At 59.7% G+C, this 20,431-nt stretch carries 24 protein-coding genes; 14 read left to right on the top strand and 10 right to left on the bottom strand.

From position 1 onward, the window contains the following. The first annotated feature begins 113 nt into the window (after positions 1 to 113). The 7 genes from rplU to JMV15_RS20905 all read left to right on the top strand — a co-directional run bounded on the left by rplU (position 114) and on the right by JMV15_RS20905 (position 5,650). The gene (rplU, locus tag JMV15_RS20935) at positions 114 to 428 is read left to right on the top strand and encodes a 50S ribosomal protein L21 (protein WP_007950961.1); all 315 of its coding nucleotides are present in this window, start codon (positions 114 to 116) and stop codon (positions 426 to 428) included. Between the two features lie 34 nt (positions 429 to 462). Continuing rightward, positions 463 to 720 carry a 50S ribosomal protein L27 gene (gene rpmA / locus JMV15_RS20930; protein ID WP_003176049.1) on the top strand — a complete coding sequence of 86 codons (258 nt, stop codon included), beginning with the start codon at positions 463 to 465 and terminating at the stop codon, positions 718 to 720. Between the two features lie 192 nt (positions 721 to 912). After that, the gene (cgtA, locus tag JMV15_RS20925; RefSeq protein ID WP_003194084.1) at positions 913 to 2,136 is read left to right on the top strand and encodes an Obg family GTPase CgtA; all 1,224 of its coding nucleotides are present in this window, start codon (positions 913 to 915) and stop codon (positions 2,134 to 2,136) included. A gap of 109 nt (positions 2,137 to 2,245) precedes the next feature. Further along, entirely contained in the window at positions 2,246 to 3,364 is a 1,119-nt protein-coding gene (proB, locus tag JMV15_RS20920; protein WP_019817476.1) for a glutamate 5-kinase, read from the top strand. A gap of 16 nt (positions 3,365 to 3,380) precedes the next feature. Beyond that, the gene (locus tag JMV15_RS20915) at positions 3,381 to 3,845 is read left to right on the top strand and encodes a CreA family protein (RefSeq protein ID WP_014719889.1); all 465 of its coding nucleotides are present in this window, start codon (positions 3,381 to 3,383) and stop codon (positions 3,843 to 3,845) included. A gap of 102 nt (positions 3,846 to 3,947) precedes the next feature. Then, complete coding sequence (locus tag JMV15_RS20910; protein WP_014719888.1) at positions 3,948 to 4,430, top strand: glutathione peroxidase; 483 nt, start codon at positions 3,948 to 3,950, stop codon at positions 4,428 to 4,430. Positions 4,431 to 4,546: 116 nt separating this feature from the next. Beyond that, entirely contained in the window at positions 4,547 to 5,650 is a 1,104-nt protein-coding gene (locus tag JMV15_RS20905) for an NADH:flavin oxidoreductase (protein ID WP_014719887.1), read from the top strand. A gap of 379 nt (positions 5,651 to 6,029) precedes the next feature. Here the strand turns inward: JMV15_RS20905 and JMV15_RS20900 are convergent, their stop codons facing one another. Together JMV15_RS20900 and cysZ are read right to left on the bottom strand one after the other, a co-directional pair. After that, the gene (locus JMV15_RS20900; protein WP_019817477.1) at positions 6,030 to 7,208 is read right to left on the bottom strand and encodes a glycosyltransferase family 4 protein; all 1,179 of its coding nucleotides are present in this window, start codon (positions 7,206 to 7,208) and stop codon (positions 6,030 to 6,032) included. 54 nt (positions 7,209 to 7,262) lie between these two features. Then, a complete protein-coding gene (gene cysZ / locus JMV15_RS20895) occupies positions 7,263 to 8,027 on the bottom strand; it encodes a sulfate transporter CysZ (RefSeq protein WP_014719884.1) in 765 nt (254 codons plus the stop codon). Positions 8,028 to 8,320: 293 nt separating this feature from the next. Here cysZ and trxB point away from each other — a divergent pair, with 293 nt between their 5' ends. Continuing rightward, complete coding sequence (gene trxB / locus JMV15_RS20890; RefSeq protein ID WP_003194076.1) at positions 8,321 to 9,283, top strand: thioredoxin-disulfide reductase; 963 nt, start codon at positions 8,321 to 8,323, stop codon at positions 9,281 to 9,283. 170 nt (positions 9,284 to 9,453) lie between these two features. Here the strand turns inward: trxB and JMV15_RS20885 are convergent, their stop codons facing one another. From JMV15_RS20885 to JMV15_RS20860, 6 genes are read right to left on the bottom strand one after another with little or no spacing between them, the layout of a single operon-like run. Next, positions 9,454 to 9,792 carry a HopJ type III effector protein gene (locus tag JMV15_RS20885; protein ID WP_014719883.1) on the bottom strand — a complete coding sequence of 113 codons (339 nt, stop codon included), beginning with the start codon at positions 9,790 to 9,792 and terminating at the stop codon, positions 9,454 to 9,456. Continuing rightward, entirely contained in the window at positions 9,785 to 10,081 is a 297-nt protein-coding gene (locus JMV15_RS20880; protein ID WP_014719882.1) for a DUF1244 domain-containing protein, read from the bottom strand. Before JMV15_RS20880 ends, JMV15_RS20885 begins: the two co-directional genes overlap by 8 nt. A gap of 15 nt (positions 10,082 to 10,096) precedes the next feature. After that, positions 10,097 to 10,468, bottom strand: a complete 372-nt coding sequence (gene folX / locus JMV15_RS20875) for a dihydroneopterin triphosphate 2'-epimerase (RefSeq protein WP_003194073.1) — start codon at positions 10,466 to 10,468, stop codon at positions 10,097 to 10,099. 2 nt (positions 10,469 to 10,470) lie between these two features. Then, the gene (gene folE / locus JMV15_RS20870) at positions 10,471 to 11,031 is read right to left on the bottom strand and encodes a GTP cyclohydrolase I FolE (RefSeq protein WP_003194072.1); all 561 of its coding nucleotides are present in this window, start codon (positions 11,029 to 11,031) and stop codon (positions 10,471 to 10,473) included. A 20-nt stretch (positions 11,032 to 11,051) separates the two neighbouring features. After that, positions 11,052 to 11,762, bottom strand: coding sequence for a dihydromonapterin reductase (gene folM / locus JMV15_RS20865; RefSeq protein ID WP_014719881.1), 711 nt, complete (start codon positions 11,760 to 11,762; stop codon positions 11,052 to 11,054). Positions 11,763 to 11,819: 57 nt separating this feature from the next. Beyond that, positions 11,820 to 12,377 (bottom strand): antibiotic biosynthesis monooxygenase, encoded by a 558-nt coding sequence (locus tag JMV15_RS20860; RefSeq protein WP_014719880.1) that lies wholly within the window; start codon positions 12,375 to 12,377, stop codon positions 11,820 to 11,822. Positions 12,378 to 12,590: 213 nt separating this feature from the next. Between JMV15_RS20860 and JMV15_RS20855 the strand changes: the two genes are divergently transcribed. After that, on the top strand, positions 12,591 to 13,553 hold the full coding sequence (locus JMV15_RS20855; RefSeq protein WP_014719879.1) for a MerR family transcriptional regulator: 963 nt from the start codon (positions 12,591 to 12,593) through the stop codon (positions 13,551 to 13,553). Here JMV15_RS20855 and JMV15_RS20850 read toward each other — a convergent pair. Both JMV15_RS20850 and JMV15_RS20845 read right to left on the bottom strand, forming a co-directional pair. After that, entirely contained in the window at positions 13,544 to 14,149 is a 606-nt protein-coding gene (locus JMV15_RS20850) for a hypothetical protein (RefSeq protein WP_014719878.1), read from the bottom strand. The two genes, JMV15_RS20855 and JMV15_RS20850, sit on opposite strands and share 10 nt — an antisense overlap. Positions 14,150 to 14,207: 58 nt before the next feature. Then, the gene (locus JMV15_RS20845; RefSeq protein ID WP_014719877.1) at positions 14,208 to 14,675 is read right to left on the bottom strand and encodes a PAS domain-containing protein; all 468 of its coding nucleotides are present in this window, start codon (positions 14,673 to 14,675) and stop codon (positions 14,208 to 14,210) included. A gap of 129 nt (positions 14,676 to 14,804) precedes the next feature. Here JMV15_RS20845 and JMV15_RS20840 point away from each other — a divergent pair, with 129 nt between their 5' ends. From JMV15_RS20840 to JMV15_RS20820, 5 genes are all read left to right on the top strand, one after another. After that, entirely contained in the window at positions 14,805 to 15,260 is a 456-nt protein-coding gene (locus tag JMV15_RS20840) for a flavodoxin (protein ID WP_014719876.1), read from the top strand. Positions 15,261 to 15,435: 175 nt separating this feature from the next. Further along, positions 15,436 to 16,218 carry a class II aldolase/adducin family protein gene (locus JMV15_RS20835; RefSeq protein ID WP_014719875.1) on the top strand — a complete coding sequence of 261 codons (783 nt, stop codon included), beginning with the start codon at positions 15,436 to 15,438 and terminating at the stop codon, positions 16,216 to 16,218. Next, the gene (locus JMV15_RS20830; RefSeq protein ID WP_014719874.1) at positions 16,218 to 17,120 is read left to right on the top strand and encodes an alpha/beta fold hydrolase; all 903 of its coding nucleotides are present in this window, start codon (positions 16,218 to 16,220) and stop codon (positions 17,118 to 17,120) included. Before JMV15_RS20835 ends, JMV15_RS20830 begins: the two co-directional genes overlap by 1 nt. 117 nt (positions 17,121 to 17,237) lie before the next feature. Further along, positions 17,238 to 18,149: an SDR family oxidoreductase gene (locus JMV15_RS20825; protein WP_014719873.1), complete on the top strand. Its 912-nt coding sequence runs from the start codon at positions 17,238 to 17,240 to the stop codon at positions 18,147 to 18,149. Between the two features lie 481 nt (positions 18,150 to 18,630). After that, positions 18,631 to 20,421 carry a DUF1302 domain-containing protein gene (locus tag JMV15_RS20820; RefSeq protein WP_014719872.1) on the top strand — a complete coding sequence of 597 codons (1,791 nt, stop codon included), beginning with the start codon at positions 18,631 to 18,633 and terminating at the stop codon, positions 20,419 to 20,421. Positions 20,422 to 20,431: the final 10 nt, after the last annotated feature.

Below are 20,431 nucleotides of genomic sequence, written 5' to 3'. Positions count from 1 at the left end.
TGGGCAGCACCTGCCTTACGCAATTGCATTCGGGACGTCCATCCCATGCAGCCATGCCAGCCAATACCTCTTCTTATAAAGCGCTGGGTGAGCAGGATTATCGGAGAAATACCATGTCGTACGCAGTAATTGTTACTGGTGGCAAGCAATACAAAGTCGCCCCAGGTGAATACCTGAAGATCGAGAAATTGGAAGTCGCTACTGGCGAATCCGTTACTTTTGATCGCGTTCTGTTGGTCGCCAATGGCGATGACGTGAACATCGGCGCTCCAGTTGTTGCTGGCGCTACCGTTGTGGCTGAAGTGATCTCCCAAGGTCGTCACGATAAAGTCCGCATCATCAAGTTCCGTCGTCGTAAGCACCACATGAAGCGTATGGGCCACCGCCAGTGGTACACCGAGATCAAAATCACCGGTATTCAGGCTTAATTTCAGCCTAATTCCTCACTAGGAGAATTGACTCATGGCACACAAAAAAGCTGGTGGTAGTACCCGTAACGGTCGCGACTCAGAAGCCAAACGCCTTGGCGTGAAGATGTATGGCGGCCAGAAAATCATTCCGGGCAACATCATCGTGCGTCAGCGCGGCACCCAATTCCACGCCGGTTACGGTGTTGGCATGGGTAAAGATCACACCCTCTTCGCTAAAATCGAAGGCGTGATCAAGTTCGAAGTAAAGGGCGCGTTCAACCGCCGTTACGTGAGCGTTGTCGCAGCTTAATTGCGAGATCGCTGGAAAAGCCCTGTCTTGCGACGGGGCTTTTTCGTTTGTGGAGTGAGTCTCTTGCAAAGCTGTCTGTGATGAGCTCAGGCGCTGGTTTGCGGTCGCTGATTGAGGTCGCTGCGCTCATTTTTGCAAGAGTCTTATGTCTTGGTTTCTTAAGCTCGTCCATGCGGCGAGAGGCGTTTTGTTATGAAGTTCGTTGATGAAGTTTCCATCCGAGTAAAAGCAGGCGACGGCGGTAACGGTTGCATGAGTTTCCGTCGCGAAAAATTCATCGAAAACGGTGGCCCGAACGGCGGTGACGGCGGTGACGGCGGTTCCATCTACATGATGGCCGACGAAAACCTCAACACCCTGGTCGACTACCGTTACACCCGGCACTTCGATGCCGAGCGTGGCTCCAACGGCGGCAGCACCGACTGCACCGGTAAAAAAGGTGAAGACCTGGTACTGCGCGTACCGGTCGGCACCACGATCATCGACTCCGCGACCCAGGAAGTGATTGGCGACCTGACCAAGGCCGGCCAGAAACTGATGGTTGTGCAGGGCGGCTGGCACGGTTTGGGTAACACCCGATTCAAGTCCAGTACCAACCGTGCACCACGCCAGACCACGCCGGGCAAGCCGGGCGAGCAGCGCGACCTGAAGCTGGAAATGAAAGTACTGGCGGACGTGGGCCTGCTGGGCCTGCCGAACGCGGGTAAAAGTACCTTCATTCGTTCGGTATCGGCCGCCAAGCCGAAAGTGGCCGACTACCCGTTCACGACCCTGGTGCCAAACCTGGGCGTGGTCAGCGTAGACCGCTGGAAAAGCTTCGTAGTCGCCGACATTCCTGGCTTGATCGAAGGCGCTTCCGACGGCGCGGGTCTGGGTATTCGCTTCCTCAAGCACTTGTCCCGTACCCGTTTGCTGCTGCACCTCGTCGACATGGCACCGCTGGATGACACCAGTGCCGCCGATGCCGCCGAAGTCATCGTCAGCGAACTGACCAAGTTCAGCCCGGCCCTGGCCGAGCGCGATCGCTGGTTGGTACTGAACAAGTGCGACCAGATCCTTGAAGAAGAGCACGAAGAGCGCGTCAAGGAGATCGTTGATCGCCTGGAGTGGGAAGGCCCGGTCTACGTCATCTCGGCCATCGCCAAAGAAGGCACCGAGCGCCTGACCCGCGACATCATGCGTTACCTGGAAGACCGTGCCGACCGCCTGGCGGCCGACCCGGTGTACAAGGCCGAACTCGCCGAACTCGACCAGCAGATCGAAGACGAAGCCCGTGCCCAGTTGCAGGCCCTGGACGACCAGCGCGCCCTGCGCCGCAGCGGCGTGAAGTCAGTCCACGACATCGGCGACGATGATTGGGACGAAGAAGACGTGGATGATGAAGATGGCCCGGAAATCATTTACGTGCGTGACTGATCCGTTGCGATAAACTTGAACGCCGCTCCCTGGAGCGGCGTTTTGGTATCCGGGTATAACGTTATGGGCAGCGCTGGGTCGCGCGGCCCTCACTCTAAGGTTGAAGATGATGCGGAGCAAAGTGACAGGTGCGCAGCGCTGGGTCGTGAAAATCGGCAGTGCGCTGTTGACGGCGGATGGCAAGGGTCTGGACCGCGCAGCCATGAGCGTCTGGGTCGAGCAGATGGTGGCCTTGCATGAGGCAGGCGTTGAGTTGGTATTGGTGTCGTCCGGAGCGGTTGCCGCCGGGATGAGCCGTCTCGGCTGGACCGCGCGACCCAGCGCGATGCACGAACTGCAAGCCGCTGCCGCCATCGGCCAGATGGGCCTGGTGCAAGCCTGGGAGTCCAGCTTTGCCGAGCACGGTCGCCACACGGCGCAGGTGCTGCTGACCCACGACGACCTGTCCGACCGCAAGCGCTACCTCAACGCCCGCAGCACCTTGCGCGCGCTGGTGGAACTCAAGGTCATCCCGGTCATCAACGAGAACGACACCGTGGTCACCGACGAAATCCGCTTCGGTGACAACGACACCCTGGCCGCCCTGGTGGCTAACCTGGTAGAGGCCGACCTGTTGGTGATCCTCACCGACCGCGATGGCATGTTCGACGCCGACCCGCGTAACAACCCCGATGCCCAGCTTATCTACGAAGCCCGCGCCGACGACCCGGCGCTGGATGCGGTCGCCGGCAGTGTCGGCGGTGCCCTGGGCCGCGGTGGCATGCAGACCAAACTGCGCGCCGCTCGCCTGGCCGCGCGTTCCGGTGCCCACACCATCATCGTCGGCGGGCGCCTGGAGCGCGTGCTGGATCGCCTCAAGGCCGGTGAGCGCATTGGTACGCTGCTGTCGCCGGAACGCGGCATGTTGGCCGCGCGCAAGCAGTGGCTGGCCGGTCACCTGCAAACCCGTGGCACCTTGGTGTTGGACGCGGGAGCCGTATCGGCCTTGTCCCAGGGCAACAAGAGCCTGCTGCCGGTGGGTGTGAAGTTGGTACAGGGCAGCTTCCGCCGTGGCGAGATGGTGGTGTGCGTTGCGCCAGACGGTCGCGAGATCGCGCGCGGCCTGGCCAACTACAGCGCTCTGGAAGCACAGAAGATTATTGGACAATCCTCCGACGCCATTGTCGGACTCTTGGGTTATATGGCGGAACCGGAACTGGTTCACCGCGACAACCTGATCCTGGTTTAACCATAGGAAATACACGATGCGCGTGATAAAGGGATTGCTCGGCCTGCTGTTGGCCATGCCGCTGCTGGCTTCGGCCGAAGAAGTCGGCCAGGTGTCGACAGTGTTCAAGTTCGTCGGCCCCAACGACCGGATTGTGGTTGAAGCGTTTGACGACCCCAAGGTCGATGGCGTGACGTGCTACTTGTCCCGCGCCAAGACCGGCGGGGTAAAGGGCGGGCTGGGTCTGGCCGAAGACCGTGCCGAGGCCTCGATCGCTTGCCGCCAGGTGGGCCCGATCCACTTCAAGGGTGAACTCAAAGACGGCGACGAAGTGTTCAAGGAGCGCACCTCGCTGGTGTTCAAGACCATGCAGGTGGTGCGTTTCCTCGACAAGAAGCGCAACACCCTGGTGTATCTGGTCTACAGCGACCGCTTGATCGAAGGCAGCCCGCAGAATGCGGTGACGGCGATCCCGATTTTGCCCTGGCCGACCGCTCAGTAACCTGCAGGCGAGTTTCGTCACCGGCGTCTATGATTGCAGCCTTTCGGGTTGTAAGCTCCGAAGGGCTGCAATGCAAAGAACATGGGATATCTGGAGTTCGTCATGAGTGCTTTCCACGATCTGAAACTCAAAGCCTTGGACGGACAAGCGCTACCGCTGGCGCCTTTCAAGGGCCAAGTCGTGCTGGTGGTGAATGTGGCGTCCAAATGTGGTTTGACCCCGCAATACGCGGCGCTGGAAAACCTCTACCAGCAGTACAGGGACCAAGGGTTCACAGTGCTCGGCTTGCCATGCAACCAGTTTGCAGGCCAGGAGCCCGGCACCGAGCAGGAGATTCAGCAGTTCTGCAGCCTGAACTACGGCGTGACCTTTCCACTGGGCAGCAAGATCGAGGTCAACGGCCCTGATCGGCACCAGCTGTACCGCTTGCTGGCGGGCGAGGGCGCTGAGTTTCCTGGGGATATCACCTGGAACTTCGAGAAATTCCTGTTGGGTAAGGATGGCCGGGTACTTGCGCGTTTCTCGCCCCGTACGCCCCCAGAAGATCCCTCCATCATCCAGGCCATCGAAAAAGCCCTGAGTTGACGCCTACAGGTATTCGGGCGCTTCTATACCTTAATCATTTAGATCAATAGTGCTTTGAGAGACGCTCTGCTCTCCATATTATCCACGTCATAAATTTCTTAGCCGTGGAGCGCTCCATGCCCGTCCAAGCCTTGTTCAAACCCTTCCAGCTCGGTGCATTGCAATTGTCGACCCGCGTGGTCATGGCGCCCATGACCCGCTCGTTCTCCCCAGGTGGCGTACCCAACTCGAAAGTCATTGAGTACTACCGTCGCCGTGCCGCTGCCGGTGTGGGCTTGATCATCACTGAAGGCACCGTGGTCGGGCACCCAGCCTCCAACGGCTACCCCAACGTGCCGCATTTTTACGGTGAAGCCGCCTTGGCCGGCTGGAAGAAAGTGGTCGATGCAGTCCACGCCGAAGGCGGCAAGATTGTCCCGCAACTGTGGCATGTGGGCAGTGTGCGCCGTATCGGCACTGAACCTGACGCCAGCGTGCCGGCTTATGGCCCGATGGAAAAGCTCAAGGACGGCAATGTCGTTGTGCACGGCATGACCAAACAGGACATCACGCAGGTGATCAACGCCTTCGCCCAAGCGGCCAAGGATGCCCAGGCGATCGGCATGGACGGCGTGGAAATCCACGGTGCCCACGGCTACCTCGTCGACCAGTTTTTCTGGGAAGGCAGCAACCAGCGCACTGACGAATACGGTGGCAGCCTGGCCAACCGCTCGCGCTTTGCCATCGAACTGATCCAGGCGACCCGCGCCGCTGTCGGCCCGGATTTTCCGATCATCTTGCGTTTCTCCCAGTGGAAGCAGCAGGACTACACCGCGCGCCTGGTACAAAGCCCTGAAGCGTTGGGTGAGTTCCTCAAGCCATTGTCTGACGCTGGCGTGGATATTTTCCACTGTTCCACCCGTCGTTTCTGGGAGCCGGAATTTGAAGGCTCGGACCTCAACCTGGCCGGCTGGACGCGTCAGCTCACCGGCAAGCCAACCATCACGGTGGGCAGCGTGGGCCTGGATGGCGAGTTCCTGCAGTTCATGGTCAACACCGACAAAGTCGCCCAGCCTGCCAGCCTGGAGAAACTGCTGGAGCGCCTGAACAACGATGAGTTCGACCTCGTGGCAGTGGGCCGTGCATTGCTGGTGGACCCGGATTGGGCGGTGAAGGTGCGCGAAGGGCGTGAAGGCGACATCCTGCCCTTCAGTCGTGAGGCGTTGACGACCTTAGTGTAAGGACTCGGACTCCCTGTGATGGGGCACAGGGAGTTCTGTTGCTTTAGTGATTAATACTCTGGCCGCTTATTCAGCTCTTTGTGATGATCAGTCTTGAGCCCATCTTTGTGCCCAGGCTGGCCGTAGGTTGGCGGTTCTGCACGGGATTGATCCAGCCATTGTTGCTGGCGTGTCCACTCCGCGGTTGGCATGTTGACGCCATTGCGTACACCCATTCCATAAATTGGCATTGTTCATTATCTCCATATTCAAAGGGCCTGCTTGATCGGCAGGTCTCTATGATTGGCGTTACGCAACCGTTGGTTCCCGGTTTAAATACCAGGCAAAACTTGAGTGGCCGGTAGCAGGCTCGCCATGCGTTTGATCATTGACCGATTGTTCAGCGCACGTAAGGTTGCGTTGGAAGGTCAAAACTCTCCCCGCACACCCCACGTAACTGATGCTCGAATTGCTCGACAATCGCTGGCCAGCCTTGGCGGCTTGCGTGTTGACGGGCATTGAGGCGCATACGGCGTAAACCTTCTGCGTCCTCCAGCAGCCAATTGGCGGCATCGCAAAACGCATTTTCATCCCCCGGCATCGCCAGCACCCCGTTATAGCCATGACGAATATGCTGGGTGGCGGCTGCCTGGTCGTAGGCCACAACTCCCAGTCCTGAAGCCATGGCCTCCAAAACCACATTACCGAATGTTTCGGTCAGGCTGGGGAACAGGAACACATCGCCGGATGCGTAATGACGAGCCAGTTCTTCACCGCGCAAGGCACCGCAGAAAATGGCGTCGGGAAGGTCTTTCTCCAGCATGGCTCGTTGCGGCCCATCACCAACGATGATCAGTTTCATCTGACGCAGTGGGTATCTGTCTTGCAAGGTCTCGAAACAGCGCTTGAGCAGTCCCAGGTTCTTTTCCTGAGCCAGTCGTCCTACATGCAGTACTGCGATTTGCTCATTATTCAATGCCCAGCGTTCGCGCAGAGTGCTGTCGCGTTTGGCGGGGTGGAACAGTTGGCTGTCGACGCCTCTGGCCAACATCCCCAAGCGCTCAAAATGCCGACGCTCCAGTTCCAGACGCTGACTGGCGCTCGGTACCAGGGTCAGGCTCGAGCGGTTGTGAAACCAGCGCAGGTAATGGGTGACCACGCGACTGAGCAGGCTCAAGCCGTACTGGTTCGAATACTGCTGAAAGTTGGTATGAAAGCCGCTGACGACGCTGATTCCCAACCGCCGCGCCGCCCGCAAAGCGGACAATCCCAGCGGCCCTTCGGTGGCGATATACAACACATCCGGGCGCTGCCGGCTCCAGCGTCGGAGCAGTTTTCGCATCGACGATTGGCCCCATTGCAGCCCTGGGTAACCGGGTAATGGCCAGCCGCGGCACAGCAGCAGTTGATCGTCACTTGATCGGCTCTTATCGGTGTTCTGACGTGGGCGCACCAGTTCGACCTGATGGCCGCGTGAGCGCAAACCCTCGCACAGGCGGCCAAGGGTATTGGCCACCCCGTTGATTTCCGGCGGGAAGGTTTCGGTAATGAGGGTGATGTGAAGCGAGGCTGTCGTCATGACCCACAGTGTCGGCGTGGGCCATGTCGCCATTGTGTCAGTGCGATGATGGATTTATGACTTGGCCACCGCTTGCTGCGCCATCGCCTCGGCGCCTTGTTCACGCACCCAGAACAACGTTGCGCCGGCCACCGCCGCTGGCATCATCAACAGGTTGACCACCGGCACCAGCAGTACCAGGTAGACAATGCCGCCAAAACTCATGCTCTGCCAGCGTTTCTGGCGCAGCCATGCGAGCATCTCGTTCCAGCCCAGCTTATGGTTATCGGCCGGGTAGTCGATGTACTGGATCGCCATCATCCAGACGCCAAACAGCAGCCACAACGGCGCCGCGATCAGGTTGACCACCGGGATGAACGACAGGATAAACAGGCCGATGGCACGTGGCAGGAAGTAACCCAGCTTGCGCATCTCCCGCGCCAGGGTGCGTGGGACCATGGCGGCCAGTTCGGTCCAACTGAACGGCGGGAAGTCGTCGGTGCCACGTACCACGACCTCGACCTTCTCGGCGAGAAACCCGTTGAACGGCGCGGCGATGATATTGGCGAGCATGGTGAACGTGAAAAACACCATCAGCACCACCAGCACAACAAACAGCGGCCACAACAGGTAATTCAAAAAGCCTAGCCAGTGGGGCAGCGTCGGCATCAAGCTATCGACCCACAGGCTGAACTGATGGCCGGCGAAATAGATCAACCCGACGAACAGCACCAGGTTGATCGCCAACGGCAGCAACACGAACAGGCGCAGGCCAGGGCTCAACACCAGTTTGAGGCCTTCACGCAGGTATTGCGGGCCGGAAAGAGCAGGGGCGGGCATGGAATACTCCGAGCAAAATGGCGAACGCGCCGACCTTACCGGCTTTGCACCTGTTGTGAAAGCGCGGGCAGGTAGGCGACATCCAGGGTTACAAAGGTGTCGATTAACTTAATTGCGCACATAGAGAACACCTATGAGCTGGATTGTTAATGCGTATTTCCTTAATCTTGCCCCCCTCGATACGCTGCACCCATTATTTTCAGGACCTGGCGAGTCAAAGCCTTCCCCAAGTGCTTCGCGGTCCTTTTTTATTCCCGCCGCCCTGTGGTTTGGGCGGTCGGTAGGAGTGAGTCATGTCTGATACCCGTCATTCCCGAGTGATTATTCTCGGTTCCGGCCCTGCCGGTTACAGCGCCGCTGTCTACGCTGCCCGGGCCAATCTCAAGCCGCTGCTGATCACCGGCATGCAGGCGGGCGGTCAGTTGACCACCACTACTGAAGTCGACAACTGGCCTGGCGATGTCCACGGCTTGACCGGCCCGGTGCTGATGGAGCGGATGAAAGAGCACGCCGAGCGCTTTGAAACCGAGATTGTCTTCGACCATATCAACAAGGTCGACTTCTCGAAAAAGCCTTACAGCCTGACCGGTGACAGCGGTGTGTATACCTGCGACGCGCTGATCATCGCCACCGGCGCCAGTGCGCGTTACCTGGGCCTGCCTTCGGAAGAAGCGTTCATGGGCAAGGGCGTTTCGGCCTGCGCCACTTGCGATGGTTTCTTCTACCGCAACAAGCCGGTTGCCGTGGTCGGCGGTGGCAACACTGCTGTGGAAGAGGCGCTGTACCTGGCCAACATCGCCAGCACCGTGACCCTGGTTCACCGCCGCGAGACCTTCCGCGCCGAGAAGATCCTGATCGACAAGCTGCACGCCCGTGTCGCCGAAGGCAAGATCATCCTCAAGCTCAACGCCACCCTGGATGAAGTCCTGGGCGACAACATGGGTGTGACCGGTGCCCGTCTGAAAAACAACGACGGCAGCTTCGACGAGCTGAAAGTCGACGGTGTGTTCATCGCCATCGGCCACACCCCGAACACCTCGCTGTTCGAAGGCGTGCTGGAAGCCAAAGACGGGTACCTGGTGGTGCAAGGTGGCCGTGAAGGCAATGCGACCGCGACCAACATCGAAGGTATCTTCGCTGCCGGCGACGTGGCAGACCACGTCTACCGCCAGGCCATCACCTCGGCCGGCGCCGGTTGCATGGCGGCCCTGGATGCCGAGCGTTACCTCGACGGTTTGAAGGACGCTTCGTTCTAAACCTGTGAAATTGAAAAAACCGGCGAAAGCCGGTTTTTTTATGCCTGCGATCTAGCCGAGACACCGCAAAACAAATGTGGGAGCTGGCTTGCCTGCGATAGCGGTGTGATAGTCACCACCGCCCTCGCGGGCAAGCCCGGTTCCTACATTGAGCGGGGTTGATTATTAAATCAGCGGCGAGTCAGAGGCTGTTCAGCAAACTTCACTGCGGCCAGCCCATGGGCAATCAACGCTCGGATATTGCCATGGTCACTGCCCTCAGGCGTCGCCACCACCGACCGATAATGCTCACCAAACGCTAGCAGTGCTTCCTTATCACTCAACCCTTCCAGCAGCGCCAAACCCAGGGTCTTGCACGAACCTTCGTTCTGTCCGGCAGCGTTTTCCACACCGCCGTTGGTGAAAGCTTGCGGCTGGTAGTTGTAACCGGCCGCGACGAACGCCAGGGTGTCGGCAAAGAGGTGTTCGCCACTGTTGAGGCTGGCGCGCAGGGTGTTCAAATCAGTCATGAGGCTTTCCTTTGGCAAACGCGGCCTGTTGGTCGGCGTTGGCTTCTTGCTGGTATTGGGCTTTCCACTCGGCGTACGGCATGCCGTACACCACTTCACGGGCCTCATCGAGGCTGACCTCGATCTGGCGTTCGTCGGCCTCGGCCTTGTACCACTTGGACAGGCAGTTGCGGCAGAAGCCGGCGAGGTTCATCAGGTCGATATTCTGCACATCCTTGCGGCTGTCCAGGTGGGCCACCAATCGGCGAAAGGCGGCGGCTTCGAGTTCGAGGCGTTGTTGGTCGTTCATAGGGCTCACTTAGTATCAGCGGCTGGCGGCCAGAGTGATCGAAACCGACTCGGCAAAGCGCAGCGCGTGGGGCTTGTCCACTTCGACTTCGGCGTACAGCACCGATTCGTTGCTCATCACCAGGTCCAGCAGTTCCTGGGTCAGGCGCTCCAGCAGGGCAAAGCGATTGCCTTCGACGTGAGCGATGATGGCCTTGGTGATGGTGCGGTAGTTCAGGGCGTGGTCGATGTCGTTGTCACGCACGGCTTCCTGGGCGGCATACAGGATGGTCAGGTTGATCAGCACATCCTGTTTGTTGAGGATTTCGTCCTCGTTGATGCCGATAAAGGTGCGCAGGCACAGGTCCTTGACCCGGATACGCGCCATGCCTGGTTGAAGTTGTGGCATTGCTACTTGCTCCGTCCAATCAGTTGCAGGAACTCCATGCGGGTGGTGTTCGACTCGCGAAAGGCGCCGAGCATCACCGAGGTGTTCATGGTTGAATTCTGTTTCTCCACGCCGCGCATCATCATGCACATGTGCTTGGCTTCGATCACCACCGCCACGCCGGCGGCCTGGGTCACGTCCTGGATGGCGTCGGCGATTTGCCGCGTGAGGTTTTCCTGGATCTGCAGGCGCCGGGCGAACATGTCGACAATGCGCGCCAGTTTTGACAGGCCCAGCACCTTGCCGGTTGGAATATAGGCCACATGGGCCTTGCCGATGAAGGGCAGCAGGTGATGCTCGCACAACGAATACAACTCGATGTCCTTGAGGATCACCATCTCGTCATTGTCGGACGCGAACAGTGCGCCGTTGACGATTTCTTCCAGGTTCTGCTCATAGCCATGACACAGGTACTGCATGGCCTTGGCGGCACGCTTGGGCGTGTCGAGCAGGCCCTCGCGCTGCGGGTCTTCGCCCAGGCCCTTGAGGATCTCGCGGTAGTGGTGGGGCAGGGATAAGGTCATACAACATCCTCGCAAACGGCTTACTTGATATGCCGCCCGCCGTTGACGGTCAGGGTGGTACCGGTGACATAGGGATTGTCCAGCAGGTAACGCACGCTCTGGTAGATCACCTCGGGTCCGGGCTCGATGCCCAGGGCCGACTTGGCCAGGACTTTGGCGCGATAGGCCGCGTCATCGCCTTCGTTGAACATCACCATCGCCGGTGCGATGCCGTTGACCTTGATCAGCGGCGCGAACTGTGCGGCAAACGATAACGTGAGGCTGTCCAGCCCGGCCTTGGTGGCGCCATAGGCGATGTGCTGCCGGCTGCCCTTGCGCACCACGTCGTCGCTGATATGCACGATATCGGCGGGTGTCGAGCGTTGCAGCAAAGGTGAACAATGCAGGTTGATCAGGTACGGCGCAAGCATGTGCACGCTGAACATGTCGATAAAGGCACGGCTTTCGTCGCCCGGGGTTTCGGCGACCCAGGCTGAAGCGTTGTGGATGATTGCTCGCAGGCTTTGAGTATGGGTTTTCACTGCGCCAATGAAAGCCAGCACTCCGGCTTCGCTGGAGAAATCGGCAAACACGCCGATGGCACCGCGCTCACGCAGCGCCTGCACGCCGGGGCGTTCGCTGCGGTAGCTGAAAATCACGGCTTGGCCTTCATCCAACAGGCGCTCGGCGCAATGCAGGCCGACACGCTGGCCGGCACCGGTGATCAGGATCGGAGCGTTGGTTGCATTCATGGGAGGCTCAAGTCGCTGGCAGGCTCAAACTATACCAGCGCCCCGGCCTCCCTGTACTCAAGCGGCTGCTTCGGTGACCTTGCGAGGGGGCGAAGGGTGCAGCCAGTTCGCCAGCAGATGGGTCGACAGCGGTATAAAGAGGTAAACCATCAACGGGGTCAGGGCAGCGGTGCTGACCAGTACGCGGCTGAACAGGTCTAACTCGCTGAGCAGCGAGCCCAGGCCGAAGTTGAACAGCAGCGATACCGGGAAAAAAGCCAACCAGATGGCCACCGCCTGTTTCCAGCGTGGCGGGCGGGCACCCACTGCGCCAAACCAGCCATCGATACCGCTGACGCGGTGTTCCGACGGGTCGGCAAACAGCTCGCTGCCTCGGCTCAGCCACGCGCTGCGCGACGCGGAGAATTCCCAGGCATGCAGGGTTTTTTCATCGGCAAAGCGGAAGATGATCTGGAACTCATCATCATGGGGTGGCGGGGCCAGCACGCCGGAACCCAGGTAACCGGGGAAGTCAGTCGCCAATTGCTCGCCTTCACGCAGCCAGGCCATCAGTTCTTCGTAGCGACCTTTGGCCACGCGGCGCGCAACCATCAAGGTGACGGGTGAGGTAGACATCGTATATCTCCAAATCAGCAAGTGCGCCGAGCCGGGTAGGCTGTGCACGAACGAGGCTGCGGGGTGGTGCAGCGACGCAAAAGAACAGGCAAGGATTATTCCGGATTTGCCCAAATACGCCAGAAACTTCGGATGGATCGCCGTAGATCTTGAATCATGCAGTTCAATCGGCGTTAAATGGTGTTCAAATTCATACAAGTTTTTTGACCGCTGATGCCCGAAATCACTGCGCCTCTTCGCGAAACGACAGCCGACAGCCACTCTGACTGCGAGGGGCTGTTTCCGATTCGTGAAGTGGCAAGACTCACAGGTGTAAACCCGGTGACGTTGCGTGCGTGGGAGCGTCGCTACGGTTTGATCCAGCCTGTACGCACCGAAAGTGGGCACAGGCTTTACTCACGCACCGATATTGAAACCGTGCACCGCATCCTCGACTGGATCGAGCGGGGCGTGGCGGTGAGCAAAGTCGGCAAGCTTTTGGCGCGCGACCCACAGCCCAACGAGCCGGCTACCGCGTCACGCAGCGATACCGAACTGGAGTGGCGCCAATGGCAGGCGCAACTGCGGCAGGCCATCAGTGCTTTTGATGATCGTGAGCTCGACCGGTTGTACGGCCAGATCTTCAGCGTCTATTCGACAACCGTGGTGTTCCAAGACATTTTGGTCCCGCTGTGGCAGCAGTTGTTACGTCACCAAGGCCGCTTTGGCCAAGCCAGCGAGTGGCTGTTCTTCGATAATTTCCTGCGCTCGCGTGTCGCACGGTGCCTGCAAATGGCCTGTGCCTCGCCAGCGCCCAGGGTATTGCTGTCAGCCATTGCCGGAGAGTGCCGTGAGCTGGAGTTGCTGGTGGCGGGCTTGTTGATGTCGAGCGAGAAACTGGCGGTCAAGGTCCTGGGCGTTGGCCAGCCACTGGATGAGTTGACGCTGATCTGTGAGCGCACTCGGCCGCAAGCCCTGGTGCTGTTTTCCAACCATGCCCCTGGCGCAGAGCTGGCGTCGCGGCTCAATCGCCTGGCCTTCACCCTCGACTGCCCGTTGCTGCTGGCTGGAGAGGCGTCAGAGCTGGCAGAACACAGCCTGGAGGGGGCATCGATTGGTTGTCTGGGCAATGACGGGCGCTTGATGCCGCGCCGCTTGCAGCAACTGCTCAGCGGCCATCTGGAGTCTCAGGCATGAACGTGAGGATGAACCAGGCGATGCTGGTGCAGGATGAACTGGCGTAACCGTTCGATCTCATCGGCATCGCTCTGGCTGAGGCGATAAGCGAACAGGCCGCGGGCGGTTTCCCGCTCCAGCGTACCGCGCAGGGCGATGCGTTCGTAGCCGGAAGGGCTGAACCACAGGGAAAACGTCTTTGGCGGTTTGACCCGGCCACGCACTCCTACCAGCACCCCTTTGAATGACACTTCGTGCACCCACAGCGCGCTGGAGTAGCCCTTGATGTTTTCCAGCGCCACCGGCGTTTCAAGCGCCAGGCGCCACGGGCGGATCATCGGCCCATCTTCAAAAATGCTCGGTACGCCCAGGCGCAAATGCACGGCATGAAACTCATCTTCCACCAGGTGCAACGGGAAGGTGAGTTGCTGGTTGTCGAACTGCGCCTGGATGGTGACCTGGTCGTGAGCCGCTAGCCGCGTGAGCAAATCGCGAATCTGTGCGCCGCCATTAACCGTCAGGCTCGACCATGCATCCCGCAGGTTGAGCTGCGGGTTGTGCTGCATGTCCTGGATAAAATCCAGCTCGTCCTGCGTCAATAGCGTGTCGCGTTGCATTGATCTAGCTCAAGGCTGAGGCATTAAAAAGCCATTATCGCTCTAAAGACCGCGTTTTTTACAGTTTGTTAATTCCACTCGTCGCCTTGAGTGCCGCGAGCTCACTTTTGAGCTCGGCTAACTGGGCTTCCAGCTGGGCGACGCGCTGTTGGGCTTTGACTTGAGTGGTGACGTCTTTTTGCACGCCGACGAAATACGTTTGCTTGTCGACCTCGTTGTACACGGTCGAAAGCGACAGTTCGTTCCAGAAAGGCGTGCCGTCTTTGCGAAAGTTGCGCAGGATCTCCCGGCAGGCGCCGCCGCTGTCGAGCGCGTCACGGATGGCGATCAAGGCCGGTTGGTCGCGGTCGCCCGACTGCAGGAAGCGGCAGTCCTGATACAGGATCTCGTCGAGGGTATAGCCGGTCAGCCGTTCGAAGGCCGGGTTGACGTAGATCAGCGGTTTGTCGTTGCCTTCGCGCTCGGCAACAACGATTCCGTCGTTGGACGCATTGACGACCATTTGCAACAGTTTGGCGTTAATCATAGAGCGGTCCATGGCCTGGTTTTGACCTTGCCAGTTTATGGCAAGTCTGGAATGTTGCACGGTGCGCACTGAAATATTGGCACAGGCTGCTAATATCCCACGCTTTCACTCAACCACAGGATCAGATTGATGAAAGTCGCCATCCTCTCCGGCTCGGTCTACGGTACGGCTGAAGAAGTCGCTCGCCACGCGGAAGAAATCCTCAAGGACGCAGGTTTCAACGCCTGGCACAACGCACGTGCCACGCTGGCAGACGTGCAGGCCTTTGCTCCCGATGCATTCCTGGCAGTGACCTCGACCACCGGCATGGGCGAGTTGCCCGACAATCTGCAGCCTCTGTACTCAACCATCCGCGACCAACTGCCCGCCGCCTGGCGCGGCCTGCCGGGAGCGGTCATCGGCCTGGGCGACGCCAGCTATGGCGATACTTTCTGTGGCGGCGGTGAACAAATGCGCGAATTGTTCGCCGAACTGGGCATCCGCGAAGTGCAGCCGATGCTGCGCCTGGACGCCAGCGAAAGCGTCACCCCGGAAGCTGACGCCGAGCCTTGGCTGGCCGATTTGATCACCGCGCTGCGCGGTTGAGCCCCAGGGAGCGCCGTTATTGACGGCGCTTGTTTGACACGTATTTGTACTATTCTCTTGACTGACTCGCTCAGTCATCAAGCTGGCTGCCAAGGAAACTCCTTGCGCCTCGGCGTCTGACTAGACTGGCTCTCACTTTAGACACCATAAGAAGTGCGCCAAGGAGGTCATTGCCATGAGCCTAGCCCCTGCTCCATCGCCACAAAACGTCAAAGCCCAGGTCAGCGCCGCCGAATGGCAAACCCGCGTGGACCTTGCGGCCTGCTATCGCCTGGTGGCCATGCACGGTTGGGATGACCTGATCTTCACGCATATTTCGGCCAAGGTGCCGGGTACTGAAGATTTCCTGATCAACCCCTATGGGCTGATGTTCCATGAGATCACCGCGTCGAGCCTGGTCAAGGTTGACCAGGCCGGCAATAAGCAAATGGAGAGCCCCTACGAGATCAACCCTGCGGGCTACACCATCCACAGCGCCATCCACGAAGTGCGCCACGACGTGACCTGCGTGCTGCACACTCACACTGCTGCGGGCGTGGCGGTGTGTGCGCAAAAGCAGGGTGTATTGCCCATCAGCCAGCAATCGCTGTTTGTACTGTCCAGCCTGGGCTATCACGCCTATGAGGGCGTGGCGCTCAATCACGAGGAAAAGGCCCGCCTGCAAGCGGATTTGGGCCAGAACAATTTCCTGATGCTGCATAACCACGGCCTGCTGACCTGCGCCGGCACCATCGCCGATACCTTCCTGATGATGTTCACCTTCCAGCGCGCCTGCGAGATCCAGGTGCTGGCCCAGAGCGGCGGCACCGAGTTGATCGCCATCGAGCCGCAGATTCTCGCCGGTGCCAAGGCGATGGTGGCAGCTGTCACAAAAAGCGCCCAAGGTATGGGTGGTGCGCTGGCCTGGCCGGCGCTGCTACGCAAATTGGACCACCAGGACCCCGGGTATAAAAGCTGATGCCACTCGCCGAGATACCGCTCAGAGCCTGGCGCAAGCGCGGCCAGGACTTCGTCTTTCGTGGCCACACCGTGCGGTATTGGGTGGCCGGGCAGGGCGAGCCGTTGCTGCTGATTCATGGTTTCCCCACGGCCAGTTGGGACTGGCACTACCTGTGGCAACCCCTGGCCCAGCGCAATCTGGTGATTGCCTGCGACATGCTCGGCTTTGGCGACTCGGCCAAACCCTTGGACCACGACTATTGCCTGTTGGAACAGGCCGATCTGCAACAGGCGCTGCTTGAGCACCTGCGCGTAGAGCAGCCGGTGCATGTGTTGGCTCATGACTACGGCGACAGTGTCGCCCAGGAATTATTGGCTCGGCATTACGAGGGCCGGTTCCCGATGGCGAGTTGTGTATTTCTCAACGGCGGACTGTTTCCGGAAACCCATCGGCCGGCGCTGGTGCAAAAGCTGCTGCTCAGCCCGTTGGGCTGGATGATCGGTCGGGCCTTTGGGCGCAATGCCTTGGCCAGCAGTTTCAACCAGATCTTCGGCCCCCAGACGCGGCCCAGTGAAAGCGTGCTGGATGATTTCTGGAGTTTGATCAGTTGCAACGACGGCCCGCGTATCCTGCACAAACTCATCGCCTACATCCCCCAGCGCCGTCGTCTGCGCGAGCGCTGGCTCACGGCCATGCAGCGAGGTGAAGTGCCGCTGCGGGTGATCGACGGCGAAGTAGACCCGATTTCCGGGGCTCATATGGTCGAGCGCTATCGCCAACTGGTGCCCGCGCCCGACACGATAAGGCTGGCCAATATCGGCCACTACCCGCAGATCGAGGCGCCGGTCCAGGTGCTCAAGCATTACCAGGCGTTTCGTGAGCGCATCAGCCAGCCTTCACCGCGCGCGGCCTATTCCTGATTCCGCGCATCATCCCGCTGCCTTATCAAGCACCATTCAGCCCCGGCCGTCTTTATTGTGACCAAAGGCTGCGTGCGTGACACTCTGCCTATCCCATTGTCGCCAGCGGAGTTCGGTATGAGTGAGTCAGTGCAGTTCCAGGATAAGGTCGTGATCGTCACCGGCGCCGGTGGTGGCTTGGGCCAGGCCCATGCGCTGCTGTTCGCCAAGCACGGGGCCAAAGTGCTGGTCAACGACCTCGGTGGCTCAACCCAAGGCGAGGGCGCCAACGCCTCGGCGGCCGACCGGGTGGTGGCGCAGATCCGCGCGGCAGGCGGTATTGCCGAGGCCAACCATGACTCCGTCACCGACGGCGACAAGATCGTACAGAACGCCCTGGATGTTTTCGGCCGGGTCGACGTGGTGGTCAACAACGCCGGCATCCTGCGCGACAAGACCTTTCACAAAATGGACGACAACGACTGGGACCTGGTTTACCGGGTGCATGTCGAAGGCGCCTACAAAGTCACCCGCGCCGCCTGGCCGCATTTGCGCGAGCAGGGTTATGGCCGGGTGATCTTCACGGCGTCGACGTCAGGCATTTACGGCAACTTCGGCCAGTCCAACTACGGCATGGCCAAGTTGGGCCTGTATGGCTTGACCCGCACCTTGGCGCTGGAAGGGCGCAAGAACAACATTCTGGTCAACGCGATTGCCCCCACCGGTGGCACACGCATGACCGAAGGGCTGATCCCGCCGCAGGTGTTCGAGCGCCTCAAGCCGGAACTGGTCAGCCCGCTGGTGGTGTACCTGGGCAGTGACGCCTGTGAAGAAACCGCAGGCTTGTTTGAAGTGGGTGGCGGCTGGATCGGCAAGACCCGTTGGGAGCGCAGCCTGGGTGTGGGTTTTGATCCCGAGGCCGGTTTTTCGCCGGAGGACGTGGCCGCGCACTGGCAGCAGATCTGCGATTTCGAAGGGGCTGCGCACCCCAAGGACAATATCGAGGCACTGAAGGAAATGATGGCCAACTTGCAGAAGTTCAGCCTCTGATCATTGCCGGTAAATCAATGAATCCCACGGGGCGTCGATGACGCCCCGTTTTATTGCAGGCATAAAAAAGGCCGCTGCATAGGCAGCGGCCGAAGTAAGACGTTGGATCAAGGAGCGACAAATCAACGTCAGTGAACACCGGGAACAGACTGATTACGGGATCAATCCGTTATAAATCAGCTTTTCTCCCCAATGCGGGAGCGGGCTGTTTGCCCTGAAAGCCAGGCTAGAATAGTCGGTTGTAACAAAATGAGTAATAGCGAATCAGGACAAGGACTATTACCAGATCGGCAATAATTACAGGGCGCCATCGATCCTTCTGATAACCCTTCATCCATCGCATGCATGTCACCAAGCCAACGCCCGGCCAGAGAACCCCGTCATCCTTTCGAGCGACAACACGAATACCTCCTTGGTGCGCTTATCGCTCCTCAAGGGCGGCAGTAGGGTGGGGCCTTCTGTCACTCACCGGGGAAGACGCATGACAAAAACAATAATGCGCGCCATCTTCACGCCACAGGCGCTGGCCACTGCGGTTGCGCTGGGCTGCTGTGCCCAGGCGCAGGCTGTTTCGTTCAACATCGGCGAGATCGAAGGGCAATTCGACTCCTCGCTGTCGGTCGGCGCCAGTTGGGGCATGCGCGATGCCGATAAAAGCCTGGTCGGCACGGTCAATGGCGGGACGGGCCAGGCGTCCACCGGGGATGACGGGCGCCTCAACTTCAAGAAGGGCGAGACCTTCTCCAAGATCTTCAAGGGCCTGCACGACCTTGAGTTGAAGTACGGCGACACCGGCGTATTCGTGCGTGGCAAGTATTGGTACGACTTCGAGCTCAAGGACGAAGACCGCGAGTTCAAGCCCATCAGCGATCACAACCGCAAGGAAGGCGCCAAGTCCAGCGGTGCGCAGATCCTCGATGCCTTCGTCTACCACAACTACTCCCTGGGCGACCTGCCCGGCACCGTGCGCGCCGGCAAGCAGGTGGTCAGTTGGGGCGAAAGTACCTTCATCGGTAACTCCATCAACAGCATCAACCCGATCGACGTGTCGGCGTTTCGCAGGCCCGGTGCCGAGATCAAGGAAGGCTTGATCCCGGTGAACATGCTGTTTGCCTCCCAGAGCCTGACCAATCAACTGACAGTGGAAGGTTTCTACCAACTGGAATGGGACCAGACGGTGCTCGACAACTGCGGCACCTTCTTCGGTGGGGACGTGGCGGCGGACGGCTGCACCAATAACTACACCGTGGGCAGCCCGGCGATCCGACCGCTGCAACCGGTGGCCGCTGCCTTTGGTCAAGGGTTTGGCGTGACCAATGAAGGCGTGATCGTGCGGCGTGCCGGTGACCGCGATGCGCGTGACTCCGGCCAGTTCGGCGCGGCCCTGCGCTGGCTGGGCGATGACACTGAATACGGCCTGTATTTCATGAACTACCACAGCCGTACACCGACCGTCGGCACCCTGACCGCCAATACCAACCTGGCCACAATCGGGCGCATCATCAACACCGCCAACGCCCTAGCACCCGGTTCCGGGGGCGGTTTGGCGCAAAGCACCATGCTTGGCCGCGGCCAGTACTACCTGGATTACCCGGAAGACATCCGCCTGTTCGGCGCCAGTTTCTCCACCACCTTGCCCACGGGCACGGCGTGGACCGGCGAAATCAGCTATCGGCCCAATGCGCCGGTGCAGCTCAACACCACTGACCTGACCCTGGCCCTGGTCAATCCCATTGCGGGCCAACTCGCCTCACCCATCCGCAGCAATTTCGGCGATGACAACAAAGGCTATCGCCGCAAGGAAATCACCCAGATCCAGAGCACCATGACCCAGTTCTTCGACCAGGTACTGGGCGCCGAGCGCCTGACCCTGGTGGGCGAAGCGGCGGTGGTGCACGTCGCCGGCCTGGAAGACAAAACCAAACTGCGTTACGGCCGAGACTCGGTGTACGGCGCCTACGGTTTTCAAGGTGACACCGACGGTTTTGTCACCTCCACCTCGTGGGGCTACCGGGCGCGGGCGATCCTTGACTACAACAACGCCATTGCCGGTGTGAACCTCAAGCCCAACCTGTCCTGGTCCCACGACGTGGCGGGCTACGGCCCCAACGGCCTGTTCAACAAAGGCGCCAAGGCCATCAGCGTCGGCGTGGATGCGGACTATCGCAGCACCTACACCGCAAGCCTGAGCTACACCGACTTTTTTGGCGGTGACTACAACACCCTGACCGACCGCGACTTCCTCGCCCTCAGCTTCGGCGTGAACTTCTGATCTGGCTTAA

The sequence above is a fragment of the Pseudomonas paracarnis genome, from assembly GCF_904063055.1.
Classification (GTDB): domain Bacteria; phylum Pseudomonadota; class Gammaproteobacteria; order Pseudomonadales; family Pseudomonadaceae; genus Aquipseudomonas; species Aquipseudomonas paracarnis.
Note: the sequence above shows the minus strand (reverse complement) of the source record. Positions and strands in the feature narration are given on the sequence as shown.